The 25,494-nt window shown below is 52.3% G+C and carries 27 protein-coding genes and 1 pseudogene; 10 read left to right on the top strand and 18 right to left on the bottom strand.

Annotated elements, in window-relative coordinates; translation table 11 throughout:
- Window positions 1-318: 318 nt before the first annotated feature.
- The 5 genes from HN413_04485 to HN413_04465 form a co-directional block, all read right to left on the bottom strand.
- Entirely contained in the window at window positions 319-1,008 is a 690-nt protein-coding gene (locus tag HN413_04485) for a 1-acyl-sn-glycerol-3-phosphate acyltransferase (protein MBT3389647.1), read from the bottom strand.
- Window positions 1,005-1,925: a diacylglycerol kinase family lipid kinase gene (locus HN413_04480; protein ID MBT3389646.1), complete on the bottom strand. Its 921-nt coding sequence runs from the start codon at window positions 1,923-1,925 to the stop codon at window positions 1,005-1,007. Before HN413_04480 ends, HN413_04485 begins: the two co-directional genes overlap by 4 nt.
- A 77-nt stretch (window positions 1,926-2,002) precedes the next feature.
- The gene (locus tag HN413_04475; GenBank protein ID MBT3389645.1) at window positions 2,003-2,479 is read right to left on the bottom strand and encodes a peptidylprolyl isomerase; all 477 of its coding nucleotides are present in this window, start codon (window positions 2,477-2,479) and stop codon (window positions 2,003-2,005) included.
- A 180-nt stretch (window positions 2,480-2,659) separates the two neighbouring features.
- Window positions 2,660-3,232 carry a 3'-5' exonuclease gene (locus tag HN413_04470; protein MBT3389644.1) on the bottom strand — a complete coding sequence of 191 codons (573 nt, stop codon included), beginning with the start codon at window positions 3,230-3,232 and terminating at the stop codon, window positions 2,660-2,662.
- 2 nt (window positions 3,233-3,234) lie between these two features.
- Window positions 3,235-3,546, bottom strand: a complete 312-nt coding sequence (locus HN413_04465; GenBank protein MBT3389643.1) for an MTH1187 family thiamine-binding protein — start codon at window positions 3,544-3,546, stop codon at window positions 3,235-3,237.
- Between the two features lie 128 nt (window positions 3,547-3,674).
- On the opposite strand from HN413_04465, the gene HN413_04460 reads away from it, so the two are divergent.
- Complete coding sequence (locus tag HN413_04460) at window positions 3,675-4,499, top strand: AAA family ATPase (GenBank protein ID MBT3389642.1); 825 nt, start codon at window positions 3,675-3,677, stop codon at window positions 4,497-4,499.
- 70 nt (window positions 4,500-4,569) lie between these two features.
- On the opposite strand, the gene msrA is transcribed toward HN413_04460, so the two are convergent.
- From msrA to HN413_04395, 13 genes and pseudogenes are all read right to left on the bottom strand, one after another.
- Window positions 4,570-5,103, bottom strand: coding sequence for a peptide-methionine (S)-S-oxide reductase MsrA (msrA, locus tag HN413_04455; GenBank protein ID MBT3389641.1), 534 nt, complete (start codon window positions 5,101-5,103; stop codon window positions 4,570-4,572).
- Between the two features lie 411 nt (window positions 5,104-5,514).
- Complete coding sequence (locus HN413_04450) at window positions 5,515-6,303, bottom strand: AAA family ATPase (protein ID MBT3389640.1); 789 nt, start codon at window positions 6,301-6,303, stop codon at window positions 5,515-5,517.
- Complete coding sequence (locus HN413_04445; GenBank protein ID MBT3389639.1) at window positions 6,300-7,091, bottom strand: AAA family ATPase; 792 nt, start codon at window positions 7,089-7,091, stop codon at window positions 6,300-6,302. The genes HN413_04450 and HN413_04445 overlap by 4 nt, the downstream gene beginning before the upstream one ends.
- Before the next feature lie 133 nt (window positions 7,092-7,224).
- On the bottom strand, window positions 7,225-7,890 hold the full coding sequence (locus tag HN413_04440) for a DUF3786 domain-containing protein (protein ID MBT3389638.1): 666 nt from the start codon (window positions 7,888-7,890) through the stop codon (window positions 7,225-7,227).
- A 78-nt stretch (window positions 7,891-7,968) separates the two neighbouring features.
- The gene (locus HN413_04435) at window positions 7,969-8,202 is read right to left on the bottom strand and encodes an Lrp/AsnC ligand binding domain-containing protein (protein ID MBT3389637.1); all 234 of its coding nucleotides are present in this window, start codon (window positions 8,200-8,202) and stop codon (window positions 7,969-7,971) included.
- A gap of 24 nt (window positions 8,203-8,226) precedes the next feature.
- On the bottom strand, window positions 8,227-9,066 hold the full coding sequence (locus HN413_04430; protein MBT3389636.1) for a formate transporter FocA: 840 nt from the start codon (window positions 9,064-9,066) through the stop codon (window positions 8,227-8,229).
- A gap of 308 nt (window positions 9,067-9,374) precedes the next feature.
- The gene (locus HN413_04425; GenBank protein MBT3389635.1) at window positions 9,375-10,298 is read right to left on the bottom strand and encodes a dihydropteroate synthase; all 924 of its coding nucleotides are present in this window, start codon (window positions 10,296-10,298) and stop codon (window positions 9,375-9,377) included.
- A gap of 151 nt (window positions 10,299-10,449) precedes the next feature.
- On the bottom strand, window positions 10,450-12,372 hold the full coding sequence (locus HN413_04420; protein MBT3389634.1) for a DUF4445 domain-containing protein: 1,923 nt from the start codon (window positions 12,370-12,372) through the stop codon (window positions 10,450-10,452).
- A 123-nt stretch (window positions 12,373-12,495) separates the two neighbouring features.
- A complete protein-coding gene (locus HN413_04415; protein MBT3389633.1) occupies window positions 12,496-13,827 on the bottom strand; it encodes an acetyl-CoA decarbonylase/synthase complex subunit gamma in 1,332 nt (443 codons plus the stop codon).
- A gap of 82 nt (window positions 13,828-13,909) precedes the next feature.
- Window positions 13,910-15,004 (bottom strand): acetyl-CoA decarbonylase/synthase complex subunit delta, encoded by a 1,095-nt coding sequence (locus HN413_04410; protein ID MBT3389632.1) that lies wholly within the window; start codon window positions 15,002-15,004, stop codon window positions 13,910-13,912.
- 273 nt (window positions 15,005-15,277) lie between these two features.
- A pseudogene (gene cdhC / locus HN413_04405) lies at window positions 15,278-17,554 on the bottom strand (CO dehydrogenase/CO-methylating acetyl-CoA synthase complex subunit beta).
- Between the two features lie 42 nt (window positions 17,555-17,596).
- Window positions 17,597-19,618, bottom strand: coding sequence for an anaerobic carbon-monoxide dehydrogenase catalytic subunit (gene cooS / locus HN413_04400; protein MBT3389631.1), 2,022 nt, complete (start codon window positions 19,616-19,618; stop codon window positions 17,597-17,599).
- Between the two features lie 4 nt (window positions 19,619-19,622).
- Complete coding sequence (locus HN413_04395; GenBank protein ID MBT3389630.1) at window positions 19,623-20,015, bottom strand: heavy-metal-associated domain-containing protein; 393 nt, start codon at window positions 20,013-20,015, stop codon at window positions 19,623-19,625.
- A 750-nt stretch (window positions 20,016-20,765) separates the two neighbouring features.
- On the opposite strand from HN413_04395, the gene HN413_04390 reads away from it, so the two are divergent.
- The 9 genes from HN413_04390 to HN413_04350 all read left to right on the top strand — a co-directional run bounded on the left by HN413_04390 (window position 20,766) and on the right by HN413_04350 (window position 25,347).
- Window positions 20,766-21,338 carry a sigma-70 family RNA polymerase sigma factor gene (locus tag HN413_04390; GenBank protein MBT3389629.1) on the top strand — a complete coding sequence of 191 codons (573 nt, stop codon included), beginning with the start codon at window positions 20,766-20,768 and terminating at the stop codon, window positions 21,336-21,338.
- Window positions 21,339-21,354: 16 nt separating this feature from the next.
- Window positions 21,355-21,642, top strand: coding sequence for a zf-HC2 domain-containing protein (locus HN413_04385; GenBank protein MBT3389628.1), 288 nt, complete (start codon window positions 21,355-21,357; stop codon window positions 21,640-21,642).
- Window positions 21,643-21,903: 261 nt separating this feature from the next.
- Window positions 21,904-22,347: a hypothetical protein gene (locus HN413_04380; GenBank protein ID MBT3389627.1), complete on the top strand. Its 444-nt coding sequence runs from the start codon at window positions 21,904-21,906 to the stop codon at window positions 22,345-22,347.
- Window positions 22,348-22,368: 21 nt separating this feature from the next.
- Window positions 22,369-22,569, top strand: coding sequence for a hypothetical protein (locus HN413_04375; GenBank protein ID MBT3389626.1), 201 nt, complete (start codon window positions 22,369-22,371; stop codon window positions 22,567-22,569).
- Window positions 22,570-22,619: 50 nt separating this feature from the next.
- Window positions 22,620-22,883 carry an NrdH-redoxin gene (locus HN413_04370; GenBank protein MBT3389625.1) on the top strand — a complete coding sequence of 88 codons (264 nt, stop codon included), beginning with the start codon at window positions 22,620-22,622 and terminating at the stop codon, window positions 22,881-22,883.
- Window positions 22,883-23,257 (top strand): hypothetical protein, encoded by a 375-nt coding sequence (locus tag HN413_04365; GenBank protein ID MBT3389624.1) that lies wholly within the window; start codon window positions 22,883-22,885, stop codon window positions 23,255-23,257. The genes HN413_04370 and HN413_04365 overlap by 1 nt, the downstream gene beginning before the upstream one ends.
- Before the next feature lie 114 nt (window positions 23,258-23,371).
- Window positions 23,372-24,010 (top strand): TlpA family protein disulfide reductase, encoded by a 639-nt coding sequence (locus HN413_04360; protein MBT3389623.1) that lies wholly within the window; start codon window positions 23,372-23,374, stop codon window positions 24,008-24,010.
- 4 nt (window positions 24,011-24,014) lie between these two features.
- Window positions 24,015-24,602 carry a TlpA family protein disulfide reductase gene (locus HN413_04355; protein ID MBT3389622.1) on the top strand — a complete coding sequence of 196 codons (588 nt, stop codon included), beginning with the start codon at window positions 24,015-24,017 and terminating at the stop codon, window positions 24,600-24,602.
- Window positions 24,603-24,870: 268 nt separating this feature from the next.
- Window positions 24,871-25,347 carry an OsmC family protein gene (locus HN413_04350; protein MBT3389621.1) on the top strand — a complete coding sequence of 159 codons (477 nt, stop codon included), beginning with the start codon at window positions 24,871-24,873 and terminating at the stop codon, window positions 25,345-25,347.
- Window positions 25,348-25,494: the final 147 nt, after the last annotated feature.

The following is a 25,494-nucleotide window of genomic DNA, read 5'->3' as shown; positions in this document are numbered from 1 at the left end:
TTAACCGATTTTTTGTTCGAATCAAAAGGATAACGAACAAGGATGTCATTCTGAGCGGAGCGAAGAATCCCTGCAGAGATCAGTAACAATAAGCCTGCACAGACATAAATGACACACTATGCCAGGGATTCTTCGTCGCTTTGCTCCTCACATCGTCCCGATGTCCTTCGGGAGAATGACAAAAGCAAGTGTTCTATATCATTCTGACCACTACAATTTGACCAATTTTCGCGAATTCTTTGCAATGGAATCTTTTTTTGATCCACATAAATTTGCCCAATTCGCGCCGCGTGTGCCCTTTAGAGTATCCGCGTTCCATTATATGCTGAATCTCAAATAATCTTGCGTTGCCTGCGTCATATCGGCATACTCGCCGCGATATTCAGCGGGCATTAACGCGGCCAACTGATACATTATCTCAGCGGTCATCTGCTGGCGGACTTCACGGTTTACCCGCGCCTCACCAGCATCGAGCATAAAGGGGCGCCCCACCCGAATATTGAAATCGGTGCGCCGCAGCCGCGAAATATTGGCGCTAAAATTTTCGGCGCCATAATGCGCAATTGGCAGCAACGGCGCGCCGCTCAATAGGGCCAGTGTTACCGCACCGGCGTGGGCTTTGCCCAAACACCCGTCGTAACTGCGTGTGCCTTCGGGAGCCACCGCCAAGAAATAGCCTTCTTTCAACGCGGCCACCCCGCGGCGCAGGGCCTTCATATCGGCCTCGCCGCGCCGAATGGGAATAATGCCCCAGGTGTTGAACAGCCAGGCCAACAGCGACTTCTCCCAACTCTCGATTTTGGCAAAACCAGTCGTGGGGCGCGGACGCAAGCGCGTATACAGCACCGGAGCTTCGAGAAAATTAATGTGGTTGCTGATGATAATCAGCGGCCCCTCGGCGGGAATTCGCGCCATTTCCGCATCATCCACCCGGCAGACCAGATTCGTCCAACCGTGGACGGCAGCCGTTACTACTTTAAATTTCAACGAAGGGGAAAACCCGCTCATCGGGGAGTCAAAACCTCCAGCGAGGCTGGCAACAGTTCAATCAGCAGTTCCCGCCCCTCAGTGCTGACCGTCTCCCCATCCGCGTGGGTGGGCAGTACCCCCTCGAGGGCGGTCACCTGCACCCGCGCCGAATCCCTGAATAATACCGCCGGATCTTCGGCCTGCGTCCCAGCCAAGAACCGCGGGATCAATTTTAAAATCCCCAACTTGCTGACTTCCTGGGCAATGCACAGGGTAAACAGCCCATCTTCCGGGTCGCCATCCGGGGCCATCATGAACCCGCCACCCATACGACGGCCATTCATCACCGAGACCATCAACGCCGAAACGGTAAGGCTTTCGCCGTCGAGATCAAGCCGAACTTTGGGGGCCTGAAAATACAGAAAAATAGTTTTCAGCGCGGCAACCAGATAGGCCGGAAAACCGTGCAGGCGAGTGAGTTTGAGAGCTTCAAAACCAACCACGGCGTCAAAACCCACGCCAATACCGTTGCCAAAGTAGCGCCCCTGCGGATACAACGCCCCGCTGACGCGGCCAACATCAATGGTGCGGCGCTGCTGATCGGCCAACACCTGGCAGGCGGATTCCAAATCCTGCGGGATGCCCATGCCAAAGGCGAAATCGTTGCCCTGCCCCACGGGCAGCACGCCCATTGCGGCTTGCGATCCGGCATGTTTTGCCTGCATCAGGCCGTTGAGCACTTCGTTGGCCGTGCCATCGCCGCCTGCGGCCACAACAATATCAAAGCCGTCCAAGACAGCCTGCTGGGCCAGTTCCGCTGCGTGCCAGGGTCGCTCAGTTTGCACCAGATCATAGTCCAGCGCGTGGGCCTGTAAACAGGCTTCAATTTGCGGGATTGAGCGTAAGCCCTCGCCGCGTCCCGAATTTGGATTGACGATGATTTTTAATTTAGGCATTTTTCGTTTGAACAAAGAATAAGCCACAGAGTACACAGAGAAATATCTCTGTGTACTCTGTGGTTAGCTTGTTTCTACTACGCTTCGCTGACAGCGACGCTTTCCATCACATCGCCCTGGCGAATGGCGTTAACCACATCCATGCCGCTGGTGACTTTGCCGAAAACGGTGTGTTTGCCATTCAGATGCGGCTGCGGCGAATGGGTGATAAAAAACTGGCTGCCATTGGTATTCGGGCCAGCATTGGCCATCGAGAGTACGCCAGTTTCATGTTTCAGCGGGTTGCCCGCGGTTTCATCTTCAAATTTGTAGCCGGGGCCGCCGCGGCCACTGCCGGTGGGGTCACCGCCCTGGATCATAAAATTGTTGATCACGCGATGGAATTTGATGCCATCGTAAAATCCCTGGCGGGCAAGGAAGACAAAGTTATTCACCGTCTTCGGGGCGTGTTGAGCATACAATTCAATCTCGATCAGGCCGCGGCTGGTTTGCATGGCGAGCTGGTAGTTTTTTTCGGCGTCAATTTCCATTGCCGGGGGTTGTTTCCATTGCATTGGTTTATCCTTTCGTGTGTAGTAAAGAATTATCTTCCTGGTGTTTTCAACACGCCCTAAATAACTGCCGAAAAATAGGGGGTATAGGGCGCGTAGCGCCCTATACCCCCTATTTTTCGAATTTCTCATTCGCGACGGCGAAAACCTTATGATGATATTTTGGTGATTATATCATCAAGGTCAGGCCCGTGCGGCGGCCATATAGAGCAGCACTTCACGCGCCAGACGCGTATCATCCAAAGCGCGGTGGCTGTTGGGGGTTTGCAGGCGACATTGAGCGCGGGCATTCTCCAGGCTTTGCCAGCGATACGACCCCCGTCGGGAATTCCACTGCCCGTAGAACTGCGCATATAGGCGCATGACGCAAAAATACTCCCCTTTCGGCTGCTGCCATTGCATTCGGTTGAGTTGGTGCGATTGCTGCATCATACGAGTGTCGAAATCGGCGTTGAAGATGCCAACTGCGCGCTCCGCGAGGGCAATTTTCACTTCAGGCCATACCACATCCCACCCCGGAGCCGAGTCCAGCATCTCCGCTGTAATTCCGTGGACGCGCTGCGCGCCCAATTCGATTGCCCCACGCGGCTTGACCAGCGTATCCACTAATACAGTGCCATCAAAATCCACAACGCTGATCTCCACAATTTCAGCATTCGGGCCAATGCCGGTGGTTTCGGTATCCAGAAAAACAGGTTGCTGCGCCAGATATTCTTTTGCCCGGCGAATGGCTTCTGCGCGTGCGCTCATATTCATGCTTATGTCCTTTCTTCGGCGAGTTTTTCTTCAACGCTGGCGATTTTTTCTGCCATGCGCTGCAAACGGTCGTTGCGCGTGCCCAGACGCAGATTGGTAGAAACCCGCGGCGCACCCATGCTGTGCAGGGTTTCGTGGCAGCGTCTGAGGGCGGCAAAAACGACCTCCCATTCACCCTCCACATTGGTACCGTTGGCATGCAGTTGGGGTTGCAGCCCGGCCTCGAGCAGCACCCGCTCGCAGGCCGCCACATATTTCGAGAGCGAAACCCCAACCCCGATGGGCACAATCGCAATATCAATGATGACGTTCATAAAAGGTCCTTTTCATAATAGAAACATCCGCGATTTTACATCACACGCTGTAAATTTCGGATGCCTGAATTTACATAGATTATAATCAATAGCAGGCGAGTAAAAATAGCAATTGAAGTGAGGCGAGTATGGATGAACGCATCAACCGGGTGATTGGAATTTTGAATTACAAGGGCGGAACCGGAAAGACAACCACCGTTGTGAACCTAGCAGCGGGACTCGCTCAGCGCGGGGCGCGCGTGTTATGTGTTGACCTGGACCCCCAGGGAAATACAGCCGTCCATCTTGGCGTGAAGTATAACGCTTCCCTCTCTGAGTTACTACGCGGGCAGGTGGAACCATCGGCCTGCATCTACCCGGCACGCCACAACCTCGACATCATCCCCAGCGACCGCTCGCTCGTCAAAGCTGAGCGCGAACTCTGGGAACTGGGCAATTTGCGCGTGGCCCGCCGCGTGCTCTCCGATAAACTGCGTAACGCTGATGATAACTACTCCTACATTATCGTCGACTTTCCCCCCTCCATCACACTGATTAGCGAAAACGGGTTGCTCTACGTTAACGAGTTGATTATCCCCATGACGATGAGTCATTTCTCGGTGCTGGGCACGCAGCAAGTTATCGGCACGCTCAAAGCGGTCAGCCGTATTCCTAATCATAGTATTCAACTGACGGGTATTCTGCCAACGGTTTATACCGGACATTTGCGTAAAGACCGCCAGATTCTTGATAAATTGCAGCGCATGTTTGGCGAAAAAATTGCCCCGCCGATTCGCAATAATGTCAAACTGGCCGAAGCCCCAGCGCAGAAGCAAACCATCTTTGAGTATGCCCCACGCAGCAACGGCGCAGCCGATTATACGGCCTTTGTGCGTTTTGTCATTCGTGCCGATCCTTATTTTGCATCTGCCCCAACCCAAACTATCGATCAGGCGCTCCGCCGCCCAGATTGATATAAAAAAGGAATCGCCAGGGTTGCCCGGCGATTCCCAAAGAACCTAAAAAGTGTAAAACACGACGAATTTATACTTTCAATTGTTCTGCATACAGTTTGCGAAATTTCGCCACCTTGGGGGCAATCACCACCCGACAATAGCCCTGGTTAGGATTGCGCGCATAATAATCTTGATGGTACGCTTCCGCCGGAAAAAACTCATCAAAGGGGGTTAATTCGGTCACCAGTGGAGCAGGCCAAATTTTTTGCGCTTCAATTTCCGCCATCACCTGTTCTGTAATTTCGCGTTGCGCTTCACTGTGATAGAAAACCGCCGAGCGATATTGCGTGCCTACATCGGCGCCCTGGCGGTTGGGCGTGGTCGGATCATGCACGGTGAAAAATACGCGCAATAAATCATCAAAGCCAATCATCTGCGGATCAAAGGCAATCTGCACCACTTCGGCGTGACCCGTGCTTCCAGAGCAAACTTCTTCGTAGCTGGCATTAGCCGCTCCGCCCGAATAGCCAGATGTCACCGCGTCTACGCCGCGCAATTCAGCGAAAAGCGGTTCAAGACACCAAAAACAACCCCCACCTAAAGTAGCAAGTTCTTTCGACATACCAATAATCTCCAATTTTGTAGCAGTCAAGATTGCCTTGAACAATAAATCTTATGCTGGTCTTATAAGGAAGCCAGGAGAAAATTCGTGGCTTGCTGGTTTCCTCAGAGATTTAGCTTGTGCCCAAACTTCCATAGATCAGCACAATTCATCTCAAATTTTGTGCACGCAATAAAATTAGTCCTCTGCCCTGCACATTTTTCTTGCTGTATGCCAACATTATGTATGGGTCAATAGTAGCTTGAACAGCGAAACCATCGTGGTCATTCCGAGCGTAGCGAGCGAAGCCCTTCAAAGCGGCTTGATTCATCACTCGCATAGGCGTTTTTCAACATTCCGGTTCAGGAATTCTTCACTCCGCTGCGCTCCGTTCAGAATGACGCGTGTTCAGGCTTTTTTTGACGCTTACATTTATGCCAACATTTGTTCCATCATCGCGGCAATCGCCTGATACACGGGCGATTGACCGCCCAACTCGACCAGCGGACGACCTGAGAATTCAAATTCTGTTAATTCTTCGTTGGCAGGAATCGTGCCCAGAAGAGGGATACTCATTTTGTCGATGCGTGCCTGCAAGGGAGCAGGAACTTCACCCATCAGGCGATTCACAATTAAATAGGCGTTGGTGACATTCACATCTAACTCAGCGCGCATTTCTGCGATGCGTTCGGCGGTCACAATGCCGCGCTGCGTTGGATCACTGACAACCAATAAATGATCCACATCCCGCGTAGTACGGCGGCTGAGATGTTCCATTCCGGCTTCATTATCGATGACCACAAACTGGTAGCCGCCACCAATTGCATCGATAACCTCACGCATATTATGATTGACAGCGCAATAGCAGCCCGGCCCTTCGCCGCGCCCCATCGCAATCAGATCAAATTTATCGCCTTCAGCCAACGAAGAACGAATCTCATAATCCAGATGCTCGGCTTTAGTAATCCCGCCGGGCAGCGCGCCCATTGCCGCACCCGTTTGAGTTAGCGATTGGCGTACCTGAGAAAGCATATCTTCACGAATATCACCTACCGTCCAGTCTAAATCCAGCCCCAACACCATATTCAAATTACTGCTGGGATCAGCATCAATAGCCAAAACCGCGCCGGGTTGGTTTTCTGCCAGATACTTAATCACCATTCCGGCAATCGTGGTTTTTCCTACGCCGCCTTTTCCAGCTAATGCAATTGTGATGGTCATGCCTTACTCCTATTGCTGATCTCTTTTGCAAGAATTTGTGCCATTTTTTCGGCAGATACCTTTAAAGTGGGTACGTGGTCATAAACCGGGATTCCCAGCCGATCCGCTTCTTGAACACCCATATCGGCAGGCAAGAAGCCCAAAACTGGAATTCCGGGTGATTCTGCTCGAAGGAAATTTTCTTCATCCGGGTTGCGGACCTTGTTCCCGACAAGCCAGAGACGTTGCAGCCCAATATCATTGGCAAGTTTCTTAATCTGGCGCGCGGTGCCAATGCTGCGACGCGTCGGTTCAACGACCACAATCATCGCATCCACAAAATCCACCGTGGCACGCCCGAGATGTTCTACACCGGCATACATATCCATAAATAACACATCTTCGTCGCGGAAAAGCAAATGTGTGAAGAGTGTCTTGAGCATGGCGGCCTCCGGGCAAATACATCCCGAACCACCCAAATCGACTGAACCCATCTCCAGCAAGCGCACACCGCGGTGCAGCACGCTAAAGCGCTCCGGAATATCATCCACGCGCGGGTTAAGGGTGAAGAACCCGCCGGTTGTGCCCGGTTTTGCACCCGTGCGCTCTTCGATGAGTTTATCCATCTCAGCGATGGGCTTTAGTTTCGCCAGTTTTTCTTCGGGAAAACCCAATGCTCCCGCCAGACATGGGGATGGATCAGCATCTACAGCTAAAACTTCGCGGCCGACAGCGGCATAGGCTTGAGCTAATAGCGCGGTGAGCGTAGTTTTGCCCACCCCGCCTTTACCACTAATAGCTAATTTCATTGTTGCTCCTACTTCCTGAATAGAACGCGGATTACGCGAATTAGGCAGATTTTTGCGGATATTTTTTGTTTATCCGTTTAAACCCATCATATACGCGTAATCCGCGTTCAAATTGATGTACGATTAAAAATCTTCACCTTGCTTTTATCAGCATTTGCGTTAACTGGCTGCCCAAAATCGCGCAAGCATCGGTAGTGAGATGATGCCCGGCGGAGGCATCAAATAAAACGCGATACGAAGCGGGAAAATCTTCATCGCCCAGCCAGCAGGCCACCATTAGCGACAAGCGCGGCAATACCTGAAACGAATACGCCAGATTGCCAAAAAATTCACGCCGACCATTCAATTGCTCCGCAGCTTGCGAAAACGCATCGGTGTCGTTACCAAATGCCTGTGTCAATGCCTGACCAGTGTATCCCTGAAAAGCCTGCGTGTAAAATTTTCCATCTGGCAACTCGGTAAATGCAATCCAGGTACCCGATTGCGGCGTGCCATCGGAAAGATGGAAATAGTACAGCAGCATGGTCTGGTCGAAAGGGTTGAGTTCTGCGCCATTGTGGGCATCTGTGGCTGAAAACGCTGGAAAGGCGAACAAGACTTCTTTATCCCACAGAGTCAACTTGAACGCCCCGCGCGTATCTCCCGCGGGGGTGTAGATGGCGCCCGTTCGCAAGGCAACCCGCTCCGGGTTCATATTCTGCAATTCGGCACGCATTTCATCCGCCCGCTCTGCTAACGGGTTTGGCGCAGCATCTTCGAGAAGCGGTTCCCCCAATAACCAGACTTTTTTGTCGCTCATAGGTGTAGTTCCATCAAAGACCTTGAGGGTCTTCATCGTTTTTCAAATTATATCAGCCTGCGCAACGGCTCCGAATAGCTATTCCATATTAACGGCCAAGCAGGTCAGGGTTTCGAGAATGCCCGGAATGGGTTGAATTTGTGAGTAGAGAATTTTGCCGATGCTCTCAACGCTTTCGGCTTCAACCGTGGCAACAGCGTCATAAGGGCCAAAGGTCATGCTGGCTTCCACAACCCCGTCAACGCTGCGCAGGTGACGCACCACAGCATGCAAATCGCCTGTGCGGACAGAAATCAAAACATATGCCTTCATGATTTTCTCCTTTCAAGCTCGATTTTATTCGATTTCGCGCAAGAAAATTACCCAATAGATGCCTGCTACAAATAGAGAGCCGCCAATGATATTGCCAATCGTGACAGGTAATAGATTCTTTATAAAAAATGCGCCCCAGGTCAGATTTGGCAGGGCCAGGCCCGTGCTGTAATAAAATGCAGGATCAAGGTTCTTGATAAACAGCCCCATTGGTACAAAATACATATTAGCTACACTATGCTCGAACCCTGCGGCAACAAACGCAGAGATCGGAAATATAATGGCTGCGATCTTGTCAATTACGCTGCGCGCACTAAAAGTAAGCCACACCGCCAAACATACCAAAGCGTTACATAAAATGCCTAAAACCAGCGCGGGGATAAATTCTAGCTCAACCTTGCTGTTTGCGATGTTCAGTGCGGTAATCCCTACCCCACCATCGCTAAAAATATACTGCTTACTCAAAAAAACCAGTAAGGCTGTGCTGACAGCGCCAACAAAATTTCCTAAATAAACGATCAGCCAGTTGCGCAGCAGCGCTTTGGCGCTGATTTTGCCGCTGGCCCAGGCCATGACAATCAGATTGCTGCCTGCAAACAACTCTGCGCCACCAATCACCACCAAAACCAACCCCAGGCTAAAAACCAAACCCACCAATAATTTTGTCACACCATAGGGAAATTGTCCCTCTGTACCGGTTGCCACGGTTGTCTGAAAGACCGCGCCCATAGCAATAAAAGCCCCCGCCAATAACGCCAATGCAAATATTCGCATGGTGCTGATTTCGGTCTTGCGAACACCAATATACTCTGCCCGCCTGGCGATCTCGGTCGGCAATAACGCATCGATTCGCAACTCATTCATGGGATACTCCTGTTCTACGGCCAGATTTTAGCGCAATTTTCAGACAAATAGAATCGTATAAGAGCATGTCTCGCCCGCTAAGTGATGGACTACACCAAAGATGACGACAATATCCACGATTATGGTTTTCAGGACTCGCTCGGGGGTGGGTGCCACCAAAAAGAGAAAACTAAACCACAGATAAACACAGATTCACGCGGTACAAAAAGCAAATAATCAGCATTTACGCGTGCCCTTTAGGGTATCTGCGTTCATCTGTGGTTTCTTTACAAATGAACAGAAGAAATTTAACCGCGAAGCCTGATGGCCTATTGCTCCAGATACGAATCGGCGTAGATAACCTGATTGAGCAAAATTTGTACTGTCTTCCAGACAGCCATTTGCTCGGGATCACTCGTATCTACATCGTCAATGGTGGGATATTCCATATTGGCAACCCGATCATTAATGGTGAGGTATAGTTTCGCCAATGGGGTGCTCTCATCGCGAGTCTCCACAATGCGGATGACATCCATCAACTCTTTCTCCAGTGGGTTGGCGATCATCATCTGTAAACCGGCACCCATCACCATGGCACAGTACACGCTGTTGATTAACGGTCGGTTTTTGTGCGGCACCGCGTTGGAGACATTCGAGAGTCCAACCGAAATCTTTGGGGGAGGGTCCCAAGCAAACTGAATCGTGCGCACAGCTTCGATCAGCTCCGGGCAGTATTCCTGGCAGCCGGAGACCGTCAGCACCAATGGATCAATAATCAAATCGCCAATTGGGAAATCCAGTTCCAGGCAGCGCGGGATGAGATGCTCGAGGGCAATGGTTACGCGCTCATCAGCGCCCACGGGGATGCCGCTTTTTAGCATCGTCAGGGCGATCATTTGAGCATTGTATTTCTTCGCCAATGCGGGCACTTTTTCGAGACGTTCCGGCTCTGCGGAGGTGGAGTTTAGAATCGGCTGGGCTTTGGTAATTTTCTTAAGGGCGGCTTCCATGCCGTTGACATTGGTGGTATCAATGCACAGGGGCACATCCACCACAGTTTCCACGGTTTCAACCATCCAGGGGAAAACTTCTTCCCAATCTTTTTTGCGCGGCCCTAGGTTGAGGTCCACACACTGGGCGCCAGCCTCCACTTGCTTCAGCGCCGCTTCCTTGAAATATTCGCGATCGCGGTTCTTCAGCGCCTCTTTGACCGCTGGGGAAATGATGTGGATATTTTCGCCGATTATGTACATAAAAACCTTCCTTTTGGGTTGAAAGTTGCAAATTTAAGGTTACAGGTTGGTAGTCACCACGAGACACGAAGAACACAAAGGTCGGCTTTGTAGCCACAAAGAAAAGCTTTTTGCTCTTTGTGCCTTTGTGGTGTAAATATGTAAATATAGATTAAGAGCGTTCCATCGCCTTCGCAATCGTTGGGAACAGACTCATATCGGTATGCGGCAGGAATAGGGCCGACATAAAGGCATCGTAGAACGAGTTGTCGGCAGAAAGTTCGATATAGGTCATGCGGGCTGCTATATCGGTGATGCGGCGGCGCATTGTATGGTCAATCAGCGCCAGATAAGCGCCGCGCACTGAGGTATTGCCTAAAAAGTCAAAACGATCCCAGGGGACATCGGGGAGCAGCCCAATTTCGACGGCTTTTTCCACGTTAATATATTTGCCAAATGAACCACCGATGAGAACTTTTGCGGCCATATCCAAGGGGATGCCGACGCTATCGGCCAGCACACTAAACCCGGCGTAGATGGCGGCTTTGGCGCGCAAGAGATTGTCGATATCCACATTAGTGATGACGATGTCTTCATCAATGGCGCTTTCGCTGGCCCAGGCAATCACATATTCGCTGCCATGATCGCCTTTGCGCACGCGTGGCGAATCCAATTTGGTGTTGATACTGCCACCTTTGTCGACGACACCGGTGAGGAACATCTCGGCCAACAGGGCGATCAGGCCACTGCCACACAGACCGGTGGGTTTTACCCCGCCAATCACGCGGAAAGATGGATCATACGTATCGCCATTTACCCAAATTTCTTCGATAGCACCTTTGGTGGCGCGCATCCCGTGGAGTACGCCAGCCCCCTCAAAGGCAGGCCCCGCCGAGCAAGCGCAAGTGACCAGCCAATCTTTGGAGCCGAATACCGTTTCTCCATTGGTGCCAACATCCAAAAAGAGCAACACTTCTTCGGCATCGTCCATCCCCGAGGAAAGCACACCAGCGCTGATGTCGGCGCCGACGTAGCTGGCTACACCGGGCAGGCAATCGACGACGGCGCGCGGGTGCGTGTTGATCCCCACATCCGCGGCTTTCAACGCGGGGATGTGATTAACCCCTGTGACAAAGGGCGACAGGCGAATACTGACCGCCGGAATACCCAGCAACAGGTGAATCATGGTGCTATTCCCGGCAATGGTGGCTTTCATAATCTCTCGGGGTTCGGTCTTGACGCGTTTACAGGCGCGTTCAATTAGATCATTGATGGTGCCCACCACCAGATCACGCATCTTTTCACCGCCGCCTTCTTTTCCGGCGACAATGATGCGTGAAATTACATCTTCGCCGCGCGAAATTTGCTGGTTATATTCGGCGACCTGAGCACGCACTTTCCCCGTGAGCAAATCCACCAGCCAAACCGAAACGGTGGTGGTGCCAATATCCACTGCCGCGCCCCAAAGTGGGGTATCTTCGGGGGTGTGGCCGGGGCGCAAACTTAATAATTTGTTGGGGGTTTCGGTATCATCCCAGGTAACGGTGTTCACCACCGCGGTGACTTCCCAATCACCTTCACGCAGCACTGTACCCATATTGCGCAATGTATGTAAAGAAACATGCAAAGGCGCAATACCGTATTGCTTGCGGGCGGCGGTTTGCAGCCTGCTCCAGTCATCAGACTGGTCGTCCATGCTGGGGGGCGTGAGGGTGAGATTCAGACGGCGAATAGTTTGCGCCTTAAGGGGATCATAACCATCAGGCACAGCCACATCGCCTACGGTGCGATCGGTGGTCAGCCGCCGTTCAATTTTCTCTTGCGGCGGCACCTCAATGCTAACATCGCCCTCGACAACTGTCTGGCAGGCCAGGGCATACCCATTTTCGACATCTTCGGCAGAGAGCCGCAGCGAACTGCGTCGGCGAACTGCGCCTGTTTCCACACGCACCGCGCAGCGTCCACAGCGGCCTTGCCCACCGCAGGGTTGGTTGATTTCAACGCCTGCCTGCGCCGCGGCTTCAGAAATAAGCATCCCGGTGGGGGCGATGACTGGTTCTTTGGCAATGTCGAAGGTTATTTTGTGTTCAGCCATAGTTTAGTGCTTTACAAGTAAAAATTCTTTCTGAACTACTGTGTAAATCTACGACAAAGACACAAAGAAAGGCTAATCTATGTTTTTCTTTGTGCCTTCGTGTCTTCTAGTGAATAATATTTTTTAAACAGCCTGTTTCATATACGCAGGCAGGTCTACGGCCTCACGCGGGCCAACTTTGACTTCCCAATCGGGGAGTTCTTCTTCAAGTTCACCGGAAAGCACAGCCGTATGGCCGGGCAACACGATCTTTTTGGTGCTTACTTTGTCGGCCACGTTGAAGCGTTTGACGTCTTTCGCAATCACTTCGGCGTCGAATTTTCCGGCGGCCCAGGCCGTCAGCACGCTCATGCCTTCGGCTTCAGTTACCAGCAGCCAGGCCGGAACTCCGGCGCTCTCGACTTCGTTGGCAACGCTAAAGTAGGTGATGCTGAAATTGGTGGTCACCAGCACCGGCGTATCGGGGCCGGGGTTGTTAATTTCGTAGACGCCAGGCTGCACCTGGATGGGTTTTTGCGGATCGGTGTAGAGATTTTCGCGCAGCACCAGCAAGGGGTAAACGGCCTCCGGGGTGAAGTGATCCAACACAATGAAGCCAGCATATTTTCCGATGGCTTGTCCAGCCAAAACAACCTCTGTTGCGGCGTCGCCTGCATCACCGGGGAAGTTGATGATCGGGAATCCCAACGGGCGGAAGCTTGATTTAATCGCCATGCGCCGCGCCGTGGTATTGGCAACCAGCGTGCCGCGGAAACCGCGCTGCGTAGGCGAAAGTACAATATTTTTCACGCCTGCATCGACAATTTTCTTCGAAAGTTCAATCATCTCGTCCAGATTGTCGGCGGCGATGGAGAGGGCGGCATCGGCTTCTTTCGCCAGGGCAGCCATCGCTTCCCAATTTTCGCTGGTGGCGTGGCAGAGCATCACCTTTTCGCTCCCATCGAGAACCGCCAAACCCGCTTTGAGCGCGTCCGGCTCGCCGATGAGGATCAACGGGCGATGGCTGGCTTCACGCACAACCTTCACCGCGGCAGCAAAATCGCCGCCAGCCGCCTGAACGGCCAGGCCGCTCATTTCCAGATTGATGCCAACATAATCCACCTTATAAGCATCTGCCGGTTTTATTTTGGCCTGAATATCATCAGCCGATTGGCTATCGTACACTCGCAAGAACAACCCCGGATGGCTGTAGAAGGTTTTTTCGTGGCGGAAGAGCACAACTTCGTTGCCAGCTTTGACTTCGTAGCCATTCGATTTGAGCGCAAAGGGGCGCACGGGCGGCGCGGAGGCTTCCGAAAGCTGGGCCTCGGCTTCTTCACTGACATGCGGGCACAGCGAAAGCTCAACTTGTTTGGCGGCCAATTTCATTGCAAAGGCGAGGCAAGTGGGGAACTCGCAATCCTTGCAGTTGGTTTGCGGAAGTAATTTATAAATTTGGATTCCTGATAGAGCCATAATATTTCTCCAGACGGTTGAAAGTTGAAGGTTAGCAGGTTGAAAATTAAACGCGCAACCTTCAACCTATAACTTATAACCCTTATCCTTCAACATTCATTAGGTCTTTGATCGCCTGATGCGTTCGCCGCACACTTTCGGGGTGGCGCAGTACTACTACATCTGCGCCCGACTCGATAAGCATAACGGAGGTCAGCGTTTCCCAGGTGATGCCGCGTTCCAGCCAGTCGCCCCACTCGGCGGGTACATCATCACCCACTTTGGATTCTTTGGTCTTCCAGCATTCTTCGCCGGGGGTGACCAACATGGGCATTTGGGTCATGCTATCCCCTTGCAGGGCTGCCAGGCGCAGGCGCTCCATCACGGAGTAGCCGTACTCAAAGCCGTAGCCCAACGCGCCGGTGGTCGGATCCATGACAATGCGGTCTAGCGGCAGGCCCATATCGTTAATCAAGATATTGAGCTGCTTCGCCAGGTTGACATCCATGGCCGTGCGGGCGTTGACTACGTGACCATTCGCCATCGCCGAGGCCACGATCGTGCGATAGTTCTTGTCTTCGCACAGGCCCAGCAGCAAACGTTCGCCTTTGGTGGCGTCTGAGATTGGCACCATCAGGGTGTTATCGATTTCAGCCTGTCCTGGGCCAAAGACGGCCAGCGGCAAACCGGTGGCAGCCAACACTTTCTTGACGGCTGCAACGGCTTTCTCTGGGGTGTTCGGATTCCCCTCCGCATCGGTCAGGGAGAGGGTGAGCATGAGCATATCGGCGCCAGCGGCTTCGGCAGCTTTGGCCCAGTCGCCGGGGTCATTCATGGCATCGCCCCATTGCTTGTTGAGCAATTCCGACCAGTCATCAGGGCGGCGATCTTTAATTTCAATCGCTACGACCGGCTTGTAAGGCATCGCGCCTTCAAAATCCATGAAGGGCATGGCAGTTTCGCCACCAATCGTGACGGTTTTAGTACGCGTGCCGCCATCGGCTGCGGTGGCGCCAAGCACAACTTGACGCACTGAGCCTGACCATTTTTCTTTGGTGATGGCTGTGGATGTGCCTTCGGGCAGCCATTCTTTATCGGGGGGAAGTTCGATTTTCGGGGCTGCGGCAGGGGCTGCAGGCGCGGCCTGGGGGGTGGGTGCAGCTACCGCGGCCGGGGCGGGGATTGCCACCTGTGACATATCCACATCGCCAAGTTCGGCCAGCGCACCGACCAGAGAACCGATAAGGGTCTTAACAGAACGTTCGAGACGGTCAACGCGTGCTTCAATCGAACCAGCGGGTGCGGGTGCGGCCGGGGCTGCGGGTGGAGCCTCCACTTTGGGGGCAGGAGCAGCTTCGGGCGGCGCGGGAACGTCCACCTTCGAGGTAGTTTTTTCCGCTTTCGCTGCTGCCGCTTCAACCACAGCTTCGGCCTGTGCGATGACATCTTCTTCAACACGGGCGGATTCGGCCACCATGGGGCCCATATCCAACACGGGGTGATCTTTGTCTTTGACCCATTCAACCAATTCTTCAACGGTAGTGACACTCTCGCTGTCGGCGATGCGATCAATCAGATCGGGGATGCCTTCGCGCTCGGCAACTACCTGGAATTCGGCGGACATACTGTCTTTGAGGTTCTTGCTCATCCAGACCACGCGCTTGAAACCACCATCGGCAGAGATGAATTTGGGGCTGATGAGATAGAACTTACCGACGCCCATCACGCCGGGGGTTTGTACACCGCCGCCAGCCATGCCCGCCAGGGTGCTGAATTTCATACCCATGGGGGTCATGCCCACATCTTCACGGCTGACGATGAACACGCCTTCGACTTCGGGAATGTACATGACAATACACTCGAAACAGCCGCAGGCCGTCATCGGGTTTTCCATGATCGAGTACATAGAGACATCTTGAATCACGCCATGCGAACCGACTTTGGCGTAATCGAGGGTGCCTTCCCAGTAACCCAGGTTGGGGTCAATTAGCTTGCCCAAACCAATGGGCTGGTTGGGGCCGGTGGGGTTAATACTGTAGGAGGCCTTGCAATCGAGCCAGTTGTAGGCCCCACACAGGCCCAGGCGTTCGGGGCTGACCACGCAAACGTGGGTGGGGGCAAAGGACTGGCACAGCGTACAGGAGTAGAATTCGTCTACTGCGCTGTCGGTCAGATCGGCGAGGCGCTTGTTGCGATAGTCGTAGGCCTCGCGGGCTTTTTCCAGCCATTCAGTGACTAAATCGGGGTCGGTGTAAATGGTGACGCGCACTTTGTCAATGATAGCGCCAAATTCGGCGTGCAGGCGAGCATGCAAAATTTTGCCGATGCTCTCCAAATCAAAACCTTTTTCGACCGCTTCCCTGGAAATTCGGATCCAGGTAATATCGCGCTGGCCGATATGCTGCAAACCAGAGCCGCCATTCACAAAGTAGTGAATCTGACGTTCGAGTACCGGCTCAAAATCTTCTTGCATTTTGCGGCCAGCCACATCGACGACGATGCCCATATCCATCGAACCCTGGTCTTCCACCGAGTCGATATTCGGGCCGATAATTTGCACAACGCCATCGGTAACATCGTCCATATCCATCATGCGCAAAAATTCGAAACAGCGCGAGTACTTACCGCCCATCTCGACGCGCATATCGGCTTTGCGGACGACTTCACCCTCAAAGGCCGAACCGTAGGGGATCGGCACGGGCACTTCGGTCATTTTGATCTTGACGCCGCGGATTTCGATGCATTTTTGCACCATGCGCTCGGCGCGCTCCAGGTCGTCGGCGCCCTCGATCTTGTCAAAAGGCATTGAGACCACGTGCTCATAATCGGTCACGCCGGTGGGTAGAATTTCGGGGATGACGGTATCGGCGATCACCGGGAAGCCAAAGTTGATCGCTCCGGCAGCCGCGGCATATTTAAGATCATCGACTTCGCCGAGAGCCAGCACAAAGGCGAACACGCGTTTTTTGTTATACATCAAAATGTCGCGCGCCTGTCCGGCGTCAATGCCGCCAAAAGTCAGCGCAGAGCGGGTGGCAAATCCCAGGGCGTAGATGGCGCTAAGCGTATCCGTTCCAAAGGGGATTGTATAGGTGTCGTAGCCCAAATCCACACCTTCTTCTTGCAACTGGTGGATGATGCTGCGCCCGTTAACATTCCCAGAGAGGAAAATCAGGATATTGCGACGTTGAAGTTCGCGCACCAATTTTACAGCGACTTCGTTGGATTTTGCCGCGCCGACGATAGCGGCGAACCCGGGCATACGCCCATCGACAAGCTGGATACCCCACGAACGAAGCTGGATGTCGTCAATCGGACCGTTGAGGTGGCCTGCTGGCCCCCCGCCGTTATCCAGCTCGGGGTAGGCTGTTCCGCCTGCCAGTTCGATGCCGGGGAAAGGTTCAGGCTGCATCCCATACACAAAGCGAATCGCCTCGATAATTTCGGCAGCCAACAAGGTAGCCATGCCGCCATCGAGAGTCTCGCCGAGGTAGGGAGTCCAGTGCCGCTGAGATGGCACCGGGTGTAATAGCGAACGAGCGTGCGAAAGAACTTCTACCAACTGTCCCAACGTGCTGACCTGAATTCCGGTCATCCCATAGATAGTTGGCAAGAAATAGGCTGTATTGGGGAATTCAACCAGTGTATCTACGCCTTTTTCTTCAATGGCGCGCTTAAGCATTAATTCGGCTTCGATCACCAGGGAATTTGCGCCGCGGATGGCGCGGGTTGCAATATATTTTGACATGTGTGCCTCCGAACGTTCAAACGTTGGAACGTTTAAACGTCATTAGTCTCCAGCAACGGGTAAACCATAGATAGCTGCTTTGCGCTCAGAAAGCGGCAAGCCTTCCAGTTCCAACATGCGGGCATCACCGCTCTCGCCAAAGCGCTTGGGATCATATTCGGGCAGCCCCAGGGCGGCGCGTTTCTTGTCGATATGCTCGAGGGTGGCTTTGATCATTTCATCGGGATCGGGGATGAATTCCAGCTTGCCGCCGTAAAGTTTCTCCCAGCCTTCACTAATCAAGCCGGAAACAAGACTGCTGTCCGAGACTTTATCGGGCATACCGCCCACTGGGGATGATCCGCCGAAGATGACATACGCACCCGAGGCCACGCAGTAGGTACCAATCGAGAGCGCTTTTTCGCTCATCCACTCAGGGGCCAAGCCCACCGCTGGGACCTGGTCAATATCGTCGCCCAGGCCACCTTCTTCCACAATCTGGGTTAGTACGGTGAGGATGCGGGTGTTATCCACGCACGATCCCATATGCAACACCGGCGGAATACCGATGGCTTCGCAAACTTCTTTCAATCCGGGGCCAACCTGGTCAAGACCAGCTTCACCAAGCAGCAAACCCAATTTGGCGCTGGCAATCGCGCCGCAGCCAGTTTCGACAACCAATACGTCTTGTTTGAGCATTTCTTTGGTGACGTAGGTGTGCAGGTAATCATGCTGGCTGCGCGGGTTGTTGCAGCCCACAATAGCGGCCACGCCGCGGATACGGCCAGACATGATGGCATCATTCAACGGGCGGAATGATGAGCGGTAGGAGCCGCCCAACATATAGTTGATATATTCATGCGAGAAACCAGGAATCAGGTCTTCGCGTACATCGGGGATTTGAATGGAGCCACGGTTTTTGAAGTTATCAATGGCTTCCTTTAGGATATTCTTGGCAATCGTCAGCGCATGATGCTCGTCGAATTGAATATGCGTTGCGCCTTTGAGTTTAACTTTGGGTGAAGTAGTAATGATCTTGGTGTGGAAATTTTCGGCCAGGCCGACCAGAGCTTGCATAATGCACTGCACATCCACAACCATCGCCTCGACCGCGCCGGTCATAATGGAGAGTTCCTGCTGCAGGAAGTTACCTGCCGCCGGGATGCCCTGGCGCATGAGAATCTCATTGGCTGTACAGCAGATACCGGAAAGCTGCACGCCTTTGGCGCCGGCGGCTTTGGCATATTCGATAATCTCAGGGGTCTGCGAAGCGGCCACAATCATCTCGCTGAGAGTAGGCTCGTGCCCGTGGACAACGACGTTGACCATATCTGCTTTCAGTACACCGAGATTAGCCTGTCCCAAAATGGGAGCGGGGGTTCCGAAGAGAATATCGGAGACATCCGTGGCAATCAGGCTTCCACCCCAGCCATCGGCAAGCGCGGTTTTGATGGCGTGCTGCAGAATATGCTCAGGGTCCTGGTCGTCGCCGATATGCGTGCGATGCAGCGCTTCAACGGTTTCACGATCAACGCCGCGCGGCAGAACACCCTGTTCTTCCCAAATTTTTTGGCGTTTTTCGGGTGCACGGCGAATCGGAGCGATAACACCTTTTTGCTGACCGAATTGCGCAATATACAGATCGGCCAACTCGTTGGCAACCTCTTCGGGCGAGCGGCCGTCAACTTCAATATCGTAGTAACCTGCAACGGTGCGCAGCTTGGCAACGTCACGGATATAGTAACCTTCGGCTTCGCCATTGGCGGCTGCTTTGAGCGTAAAGGCCATGTCGCGGCCATGATCCGAGTGTGCCGCGGCTCCGGCAGCGATGGCGCGGATCAGGTTGCGGGCCTGGATAGTATCAATGGTTGCCCCGCAGATGCCCGTGGAGCCATCTTTGGTCAGACGACAAGGCCCCATGCCGCAAATTTTACAGCACATCCCCGCACTACCGATATTACAAGGGGCCATATCATCGGCGCGAGTAAATGCCGTACCAATACCTAACTCTTCCGCTCGAATGAGCATCTCCTGTGCAGCCGGATCAGTGCTGAATTCCTGGGGGGTTCGTTTTTTCTTCGCCATTTTTTTATTCCTCTTCCATACTAGTAATTGGTGCCATGCCAGGGCACGGCCATAAAGCGCGGCCTGCATGACCAACATTTTGCTCAAAGCTGACCACTCGGTTGGTTTGAGCATAAGCTTCCGTGTGCCGGAAGAACAGGTCTTTTACTTCACTTTCATTGGCTGGCACATCGGTCTCTTCCGGAATCGACAATTCACCGATATAGCCAACCTCTTCAAGCTTTGCAATAATATCTTGCTTGGTAACCTTTTTGGCGTTATAGGTGATCTCGGCAGCGCGGAAGCCGCTGCTGGCATAGACATCTTCCACACCCTTGAGTTCAAGCAAAATTCGCCTGACTTCAACGACATGGTGATCCCCATACATGGCGGGGAGTTCAAGTGTTAGTACAGTCATAGGGGGCTATCCTCCTTACTGAATTAGTGAATAATGCGTGACTGTGTTTATAAACTACGGTATATTTCTGATATATTACACAAAAAGCCAGCGACTGTGTTTAGTCGCTGGCTTTTACTGCCAAATAAAGAACAAATTGACGATACCCCGGAGAACGCCCGGCGCGCAAGCACGAACAATCTAAGCGATGCTGCGATGTTTTTGAGCAGCACCGCACATTGAGTGTCTTGCGTTGACAACTTCCTACTCGCCGATTGGGTCTAAGCATGTTGAGTTATGGCCCTTGAGATAAACAACTCAAAGAAGGATTTAATATAATTTTCAAATTTACAAGCAACAAAAACTGCGAACTTAGTATAAAATCGCCTGCTGGATAACGTCAGTATGTACTATCACAAATCATCAGGATAATTGTCATAAATGATTGGCGACAACTATCAAAAGACAAGTATTTTGCTCAACCAGGCTTAAAAACACCTTCTTTGGGACATGAGAAACATCTCATATCAACTATGGCAGGACTTACGCACTTTCGCAAGAGAAAGCCCGGAAATAGAGGTGTGGGGGGTACGAAGCGCCCCACACACCTCTATTTCCGGTATATTTTTCATCGTTTTGCGTAAACCCTGTATGATACAATCGCATATCGCATATCGCATACAGGGATCAAATGATGACGGCGCTTTGTAACCTTTTACGCCAGGAAGCATCTTAATGAATCAACAGGATCGAACAGAAGCAGAATTTTCTTTGGAAGCACTTCAAAACGGCGATCAGGCTGAGTTTGCCCGCGTGGTAGAAGCCTATTCTGGGTATATCTATCGCCTGGCATTGAAAATGCTGCACAATCCACAAGACGCTGAAGATGTGCTTCAAGATACGTTTATCAAAGCCTTTCATGCGTTGCCAAAATTTCAGGGACAGTCGAAAGTATCAACCTGGTTGTATCGCATTGCAACCAATGAAGCCCTGATGTTTTTGCGCAAGAAACGGCCTGATCCTGTTTCTGTGGAATCGCCGCAACAAAATAACAATGATGAAACTGCCAGGCCATTGCAAATCGTCGATTGGTGCTGCCTGCCTGAAGATGAGTTAGTCAGCGACGAAGCCCGCAAACAACTGGATCGTAGCATCACCCAGTTACCAGAAAGTCTCAAGCTAGCGTTTGTCTTACGCGATATTGAAGGGCTTTCAACCCGCGAAACCGCCGAAGTCCTGGAAATTAGCGAAACCGCTGTAAAAACTCGCCTGCACCGTGCCCGCATGAATTTACGCGAAAGCCTGACCGCCTATTATCAGGGCCAGGTTCCAGAAAGCGTATAAAATGCCAGAGAAAGCTATGATACAACACGATTATCACAATCATCAAGATTGCTTCCATCTCCTCGATTCGCTCTCCGACTATGTGGACGGCGAACTGAGGCTAGAACTATGTAACGAAATTGAGCGCCACATCGCCGATTGCGAAGACTGCCGCATTGTTGTAGATACCTACAAAAAGACGGTCTATCTTTACCACGAAACTACCGCAGAACCCGAAATCCCTTCGGATGTGCGCCTGCGCCTTTTCCGCCGCCTGAACCTGGAAGATTTTCTGGAAAATTCAGTGGGAGAAGCGCAAGAATAGCGCACACAACTATTCCATTACAAAGAGCTTCTGTAAAAAATCACAGAAGCTCTTTGTATTTCAAAAATAGAGCTGTTCCCAAATAACTACCATCTCGGCATCCCCCGCCTTCGCAATCAGTTTTATTCAGGAACAGGTCTATTGTAACCTTTCTCCTTCCCGCGCATCTAAAAATTCGACACAACGATTTTCTAAAAAAACTCGTTGTGTCGAGAAAATTCGTACGCTGCCCTTCCGGGCATAAAGGAGTTCATACTTTCAATGGCCGATTTACTCAATGATCAAATCAAAGGGCAGGTGCGCGATGCCTTTGCCGAGATGAAAAACCCTGTTCACATACTCTTCTTCGGCGAGGAAGAAAACTGCACCTACTGCGACGACACCCAGCAACTACTCGAAGAAGTCGTTTCCCTTTCCGATCAACTTGAAATGAGTGTTTATAACCTGAACGCCAACGCCGATCTGGCTGTCAAATTCAATGTAGATAAGACTCCTGGCATGGTGCTGGCTGGCAAAGACGGCGATGATTTCATTGACTATGGCGTGCGCTACGCGGGCATCCCCTCAGGTCATGAGTTCAGTTCCCTAATCAACGATCTACTACGGATTTCCTCCGGTGACTCTGGGTTAGATACCAAGACGCGCGCCTACCTCAAAGACTTAAAAGAACCTGTACTCTTACAGGTTTTTGTAACCCCTACCTGACCGCACTGTCCACGAGCCGTGATGCTCGCACATCAATTTGCAATGGAAAGTGAACTGGTTCAGGCTGAAGCCATCGAAGCCACCGAATTTCAGGAATTAGCCGCAAAACACTATGTAAGCGGCGTGCCGCAGACCACCATTAACGACGGCGCGGGACGTGTAATTGGTTCTGTACCCGAAGGAAAACTTATAAAAGAATTGCAGCGTGTTCTGGCCGGATGAGGAACAGGGCATACACACCCTATGAAATCCATCTCACTACGGAGAAAGAAATGACAACAAAAACCGAAACCAAGAAAAAACAACCCCGCGTCATTATGTTCAGTACACCCACTTGCTCCTACTGCAAAACGGCTAAACAATATTTCCGCCAAAAAGGCGTGCGCTTCAAAAATGTGGATGTTTCACGCGACCAAACCGCCGCCCGCGATATGCTGCGCCGCAGCGGTCAGCAGGGCGTGCCCCAAATCTTAATCGGCAACAAAATCATCGTTGGCTTTGACCGCCCAAAAATCGACAAGTTGCTGGACCTGTAATGATCAAAAAAATCGCGATTATTACCGAGAACGGTACCCGCATCAGCAGCCATTTTGGGCGCGCCCCTTTAGTCAAAATCTATACCGTTGAAAATGGTCAGGTATTGGCAGAAGAAGAACGCCAAAAGGCACATTTCACGGGCGACCATCATCACGATGCCAACCACCATCATCATGGCAAAGGCGCACAGATGTTCCAGACGTTCACCGATTGCCAGGTATTGATTTGCGGCGGCATGGGTCAACCCGCGTTGGACAAAGCCCAAAATGCCGGATTAGAGGTCTACCTCAGCGGCGGTGAGATCGAAACGGCCTTACAGCAATACTTGCGCGGCGAGTTGATCAGCGACCCGCGCCGCGTTCACACACACTAATGCTGAATCCCTCACCCTGATTCTCGCTCCGATCAAATCAGGGTGAGGGCGCTACGCGAGGCAGCACTCTGCTACAATAGCAGCAACCAACCCAACAGTAGTAAGGCTGCCCCCATGACGAATCCATCCGACTACCCTTATGAAGAACGCTGGAAGCCCAAACGCTTCTGGACCCTGCAAAAAGCGCTGATCGGTGCGGCGGTTGTGGCGGTAGTCCTGTTCATTGGGTTGAATCTGATCCCCCAATGGCTGGCACCCAGCCCCTCAGGTCCGACCCCGACGCCCGCTTATATCGAATACGGCTCGCGGCGCGTCCCATCGGTGATCCCGCAAGTAGTTGAATTCCCCGCTCCGGCGCTGGAACTCGTCGATCAAACTGGCGCCGCGGCCTCGCTGGATGATTATCGCGGCCAGGTGCTGCTGCTGAATATGTGGGCTACCTGGTGCCCCGGCTGCGTGGCCGAAATGCCCGAACTGGAAGCCTACTACCAGGCCAGGCAAGCCGATGGCCTGCTGGTGATCGGCCTGAACGCCGAAGATTCTGCCGACGATATGGAGGCCTTCCGCCAAAAAATGGGGCTGAGTTTTCCCCTCTGGCGGGATGCGAAAAAACATATCTACAATGCTTTCAACAATAATCATTTGCCAAGTTCGTATGTTGTGGATCGCACCGGCACTATACGGCTGGCCTGGTACGGCCCTATCAGCCTTGAAATATTGGAAGAATTTGTAACCCCTCTCCTGCAAGAGTAAACCTATGGCAAACCGAAGACGCAAAAGCAAATCAAGCAATGCCCTGCCGTTGATAATTGTCGGCACGGGATTAATTCTTCTGGCGATTGCGGGCGCTTTTTTGCGCCCCAAGCTGACCAGTAGCGCCGCGGATTCATCTGCGGGAAGCAGCGGCGCCTCGTCCATCCCGGCGGCGGTCAACTATCCGGCCCCGGAGTTGATTCTGGCAGACGTCAACGGGGTGCCTGTCGCGCTGGAGGATTATCGCGGCGGTATCGTGCTGGTCAACAACTGGGCTACCTGGTGCCCGCCCTGCCGCGCCGAAATGCCCGAATTAGAAGCTTTCTTTGAAACCCACCGCGATGAAAACTTCACCCTGATCGGCATTAGCGCGGGCGATACAGCCAGCCAGGTAGAAGAATTTATCGCCCAGAACGGCATCACCTTCCCCATGTGGCTGGACGCCGACGGCGCAGCCCTGCGCGCTTTCAAAAACAACAGCCTGCCCAGCTCCTACGTCATCGATTCCACCGGAACCGTGCGCCTGGCCTGGACGGGCGCCATCAGCCTGGAAATGCTGGAAAAGCACGTCACGCCTTTGTTGAGTGAATAATATTTACAAATTTTTATCACGAATGGCACAAATCACACGAATTACCTCCTGAAAATGCTCACAATATTCGTGTCATTCGAGCAATTCGTACACATTCGTGATTGGCTCATCTGGCGAAAGTGTGCAGAAATATTGTTTCGATAGCGAAGGGTCTAGCACAGCGCAGGCGCTTCGCTGGATGCTTCGGCTGCGCCTCAGCATGACATTATTTGATTTGCACATTTTTTACACAAGAGCCTCGTGATTTATATTTTTATGGAGAGAAAACATGGATGCAAAAGTAACCTGGCACGGTCGTATGAGCTTCACCGGAACATCCGATTCCGGCTTTGAAGTCCCCCTGGGCACAGACCCCGGCGTGGGCGGCGATAACGATGGTTTTCGCCCCATGGAGTTGATGGCCCTCAGCCTTGCGGGCTGCACGGCGATGGATGTAATTTCAATTTTAGCGAAAAAACGCCAGGAAATCACCGCCTACGATGTACGCGTCAGCACCGAGCGCGCCGATCAGCACCCCAAAGTTTTCACTGCCGCCACAATTGAATATCATGTCACTGGCAAGGGCATCGCCGAAAAAGCCGTTCTGCGCGCCATGGAGCTTTCTGCCGTGCGCTACTGCCCGGCGCAGGGCATGTTGGCTCAGGTTATGCCCATCGCCCTGAAATACTTCATCTACGAAGAGCAAGACGGTGGCAAAGCCCAACTCGTCACCGAGGGTGAATACATCCTGCCAGAAGCAAAATAATCACAGCACAACATCCAAACGCCTCCGCCAGATGCGCGGGGGCGTGCATTTTTCCCCTTGACAAATTCCTAAGACAACTATATATTTCAGTTTACTTAACTATATAAGTGAAATTTTCGCCAAAGTGAACTGTGGAATCCAAAAAAA

The organism is Chloroflexota bacterium (assembly GCA_018648225.1).
In the GTDB taxonomy this organism is placed as follows: Bacteria; Chloroflexota; Anaerolineae; order Anaerolineales; family UBA11858; genus NIOZ-UU35.
This window is presented reverse-complemented; position numbering and strand designations above follow the sequence as displayed.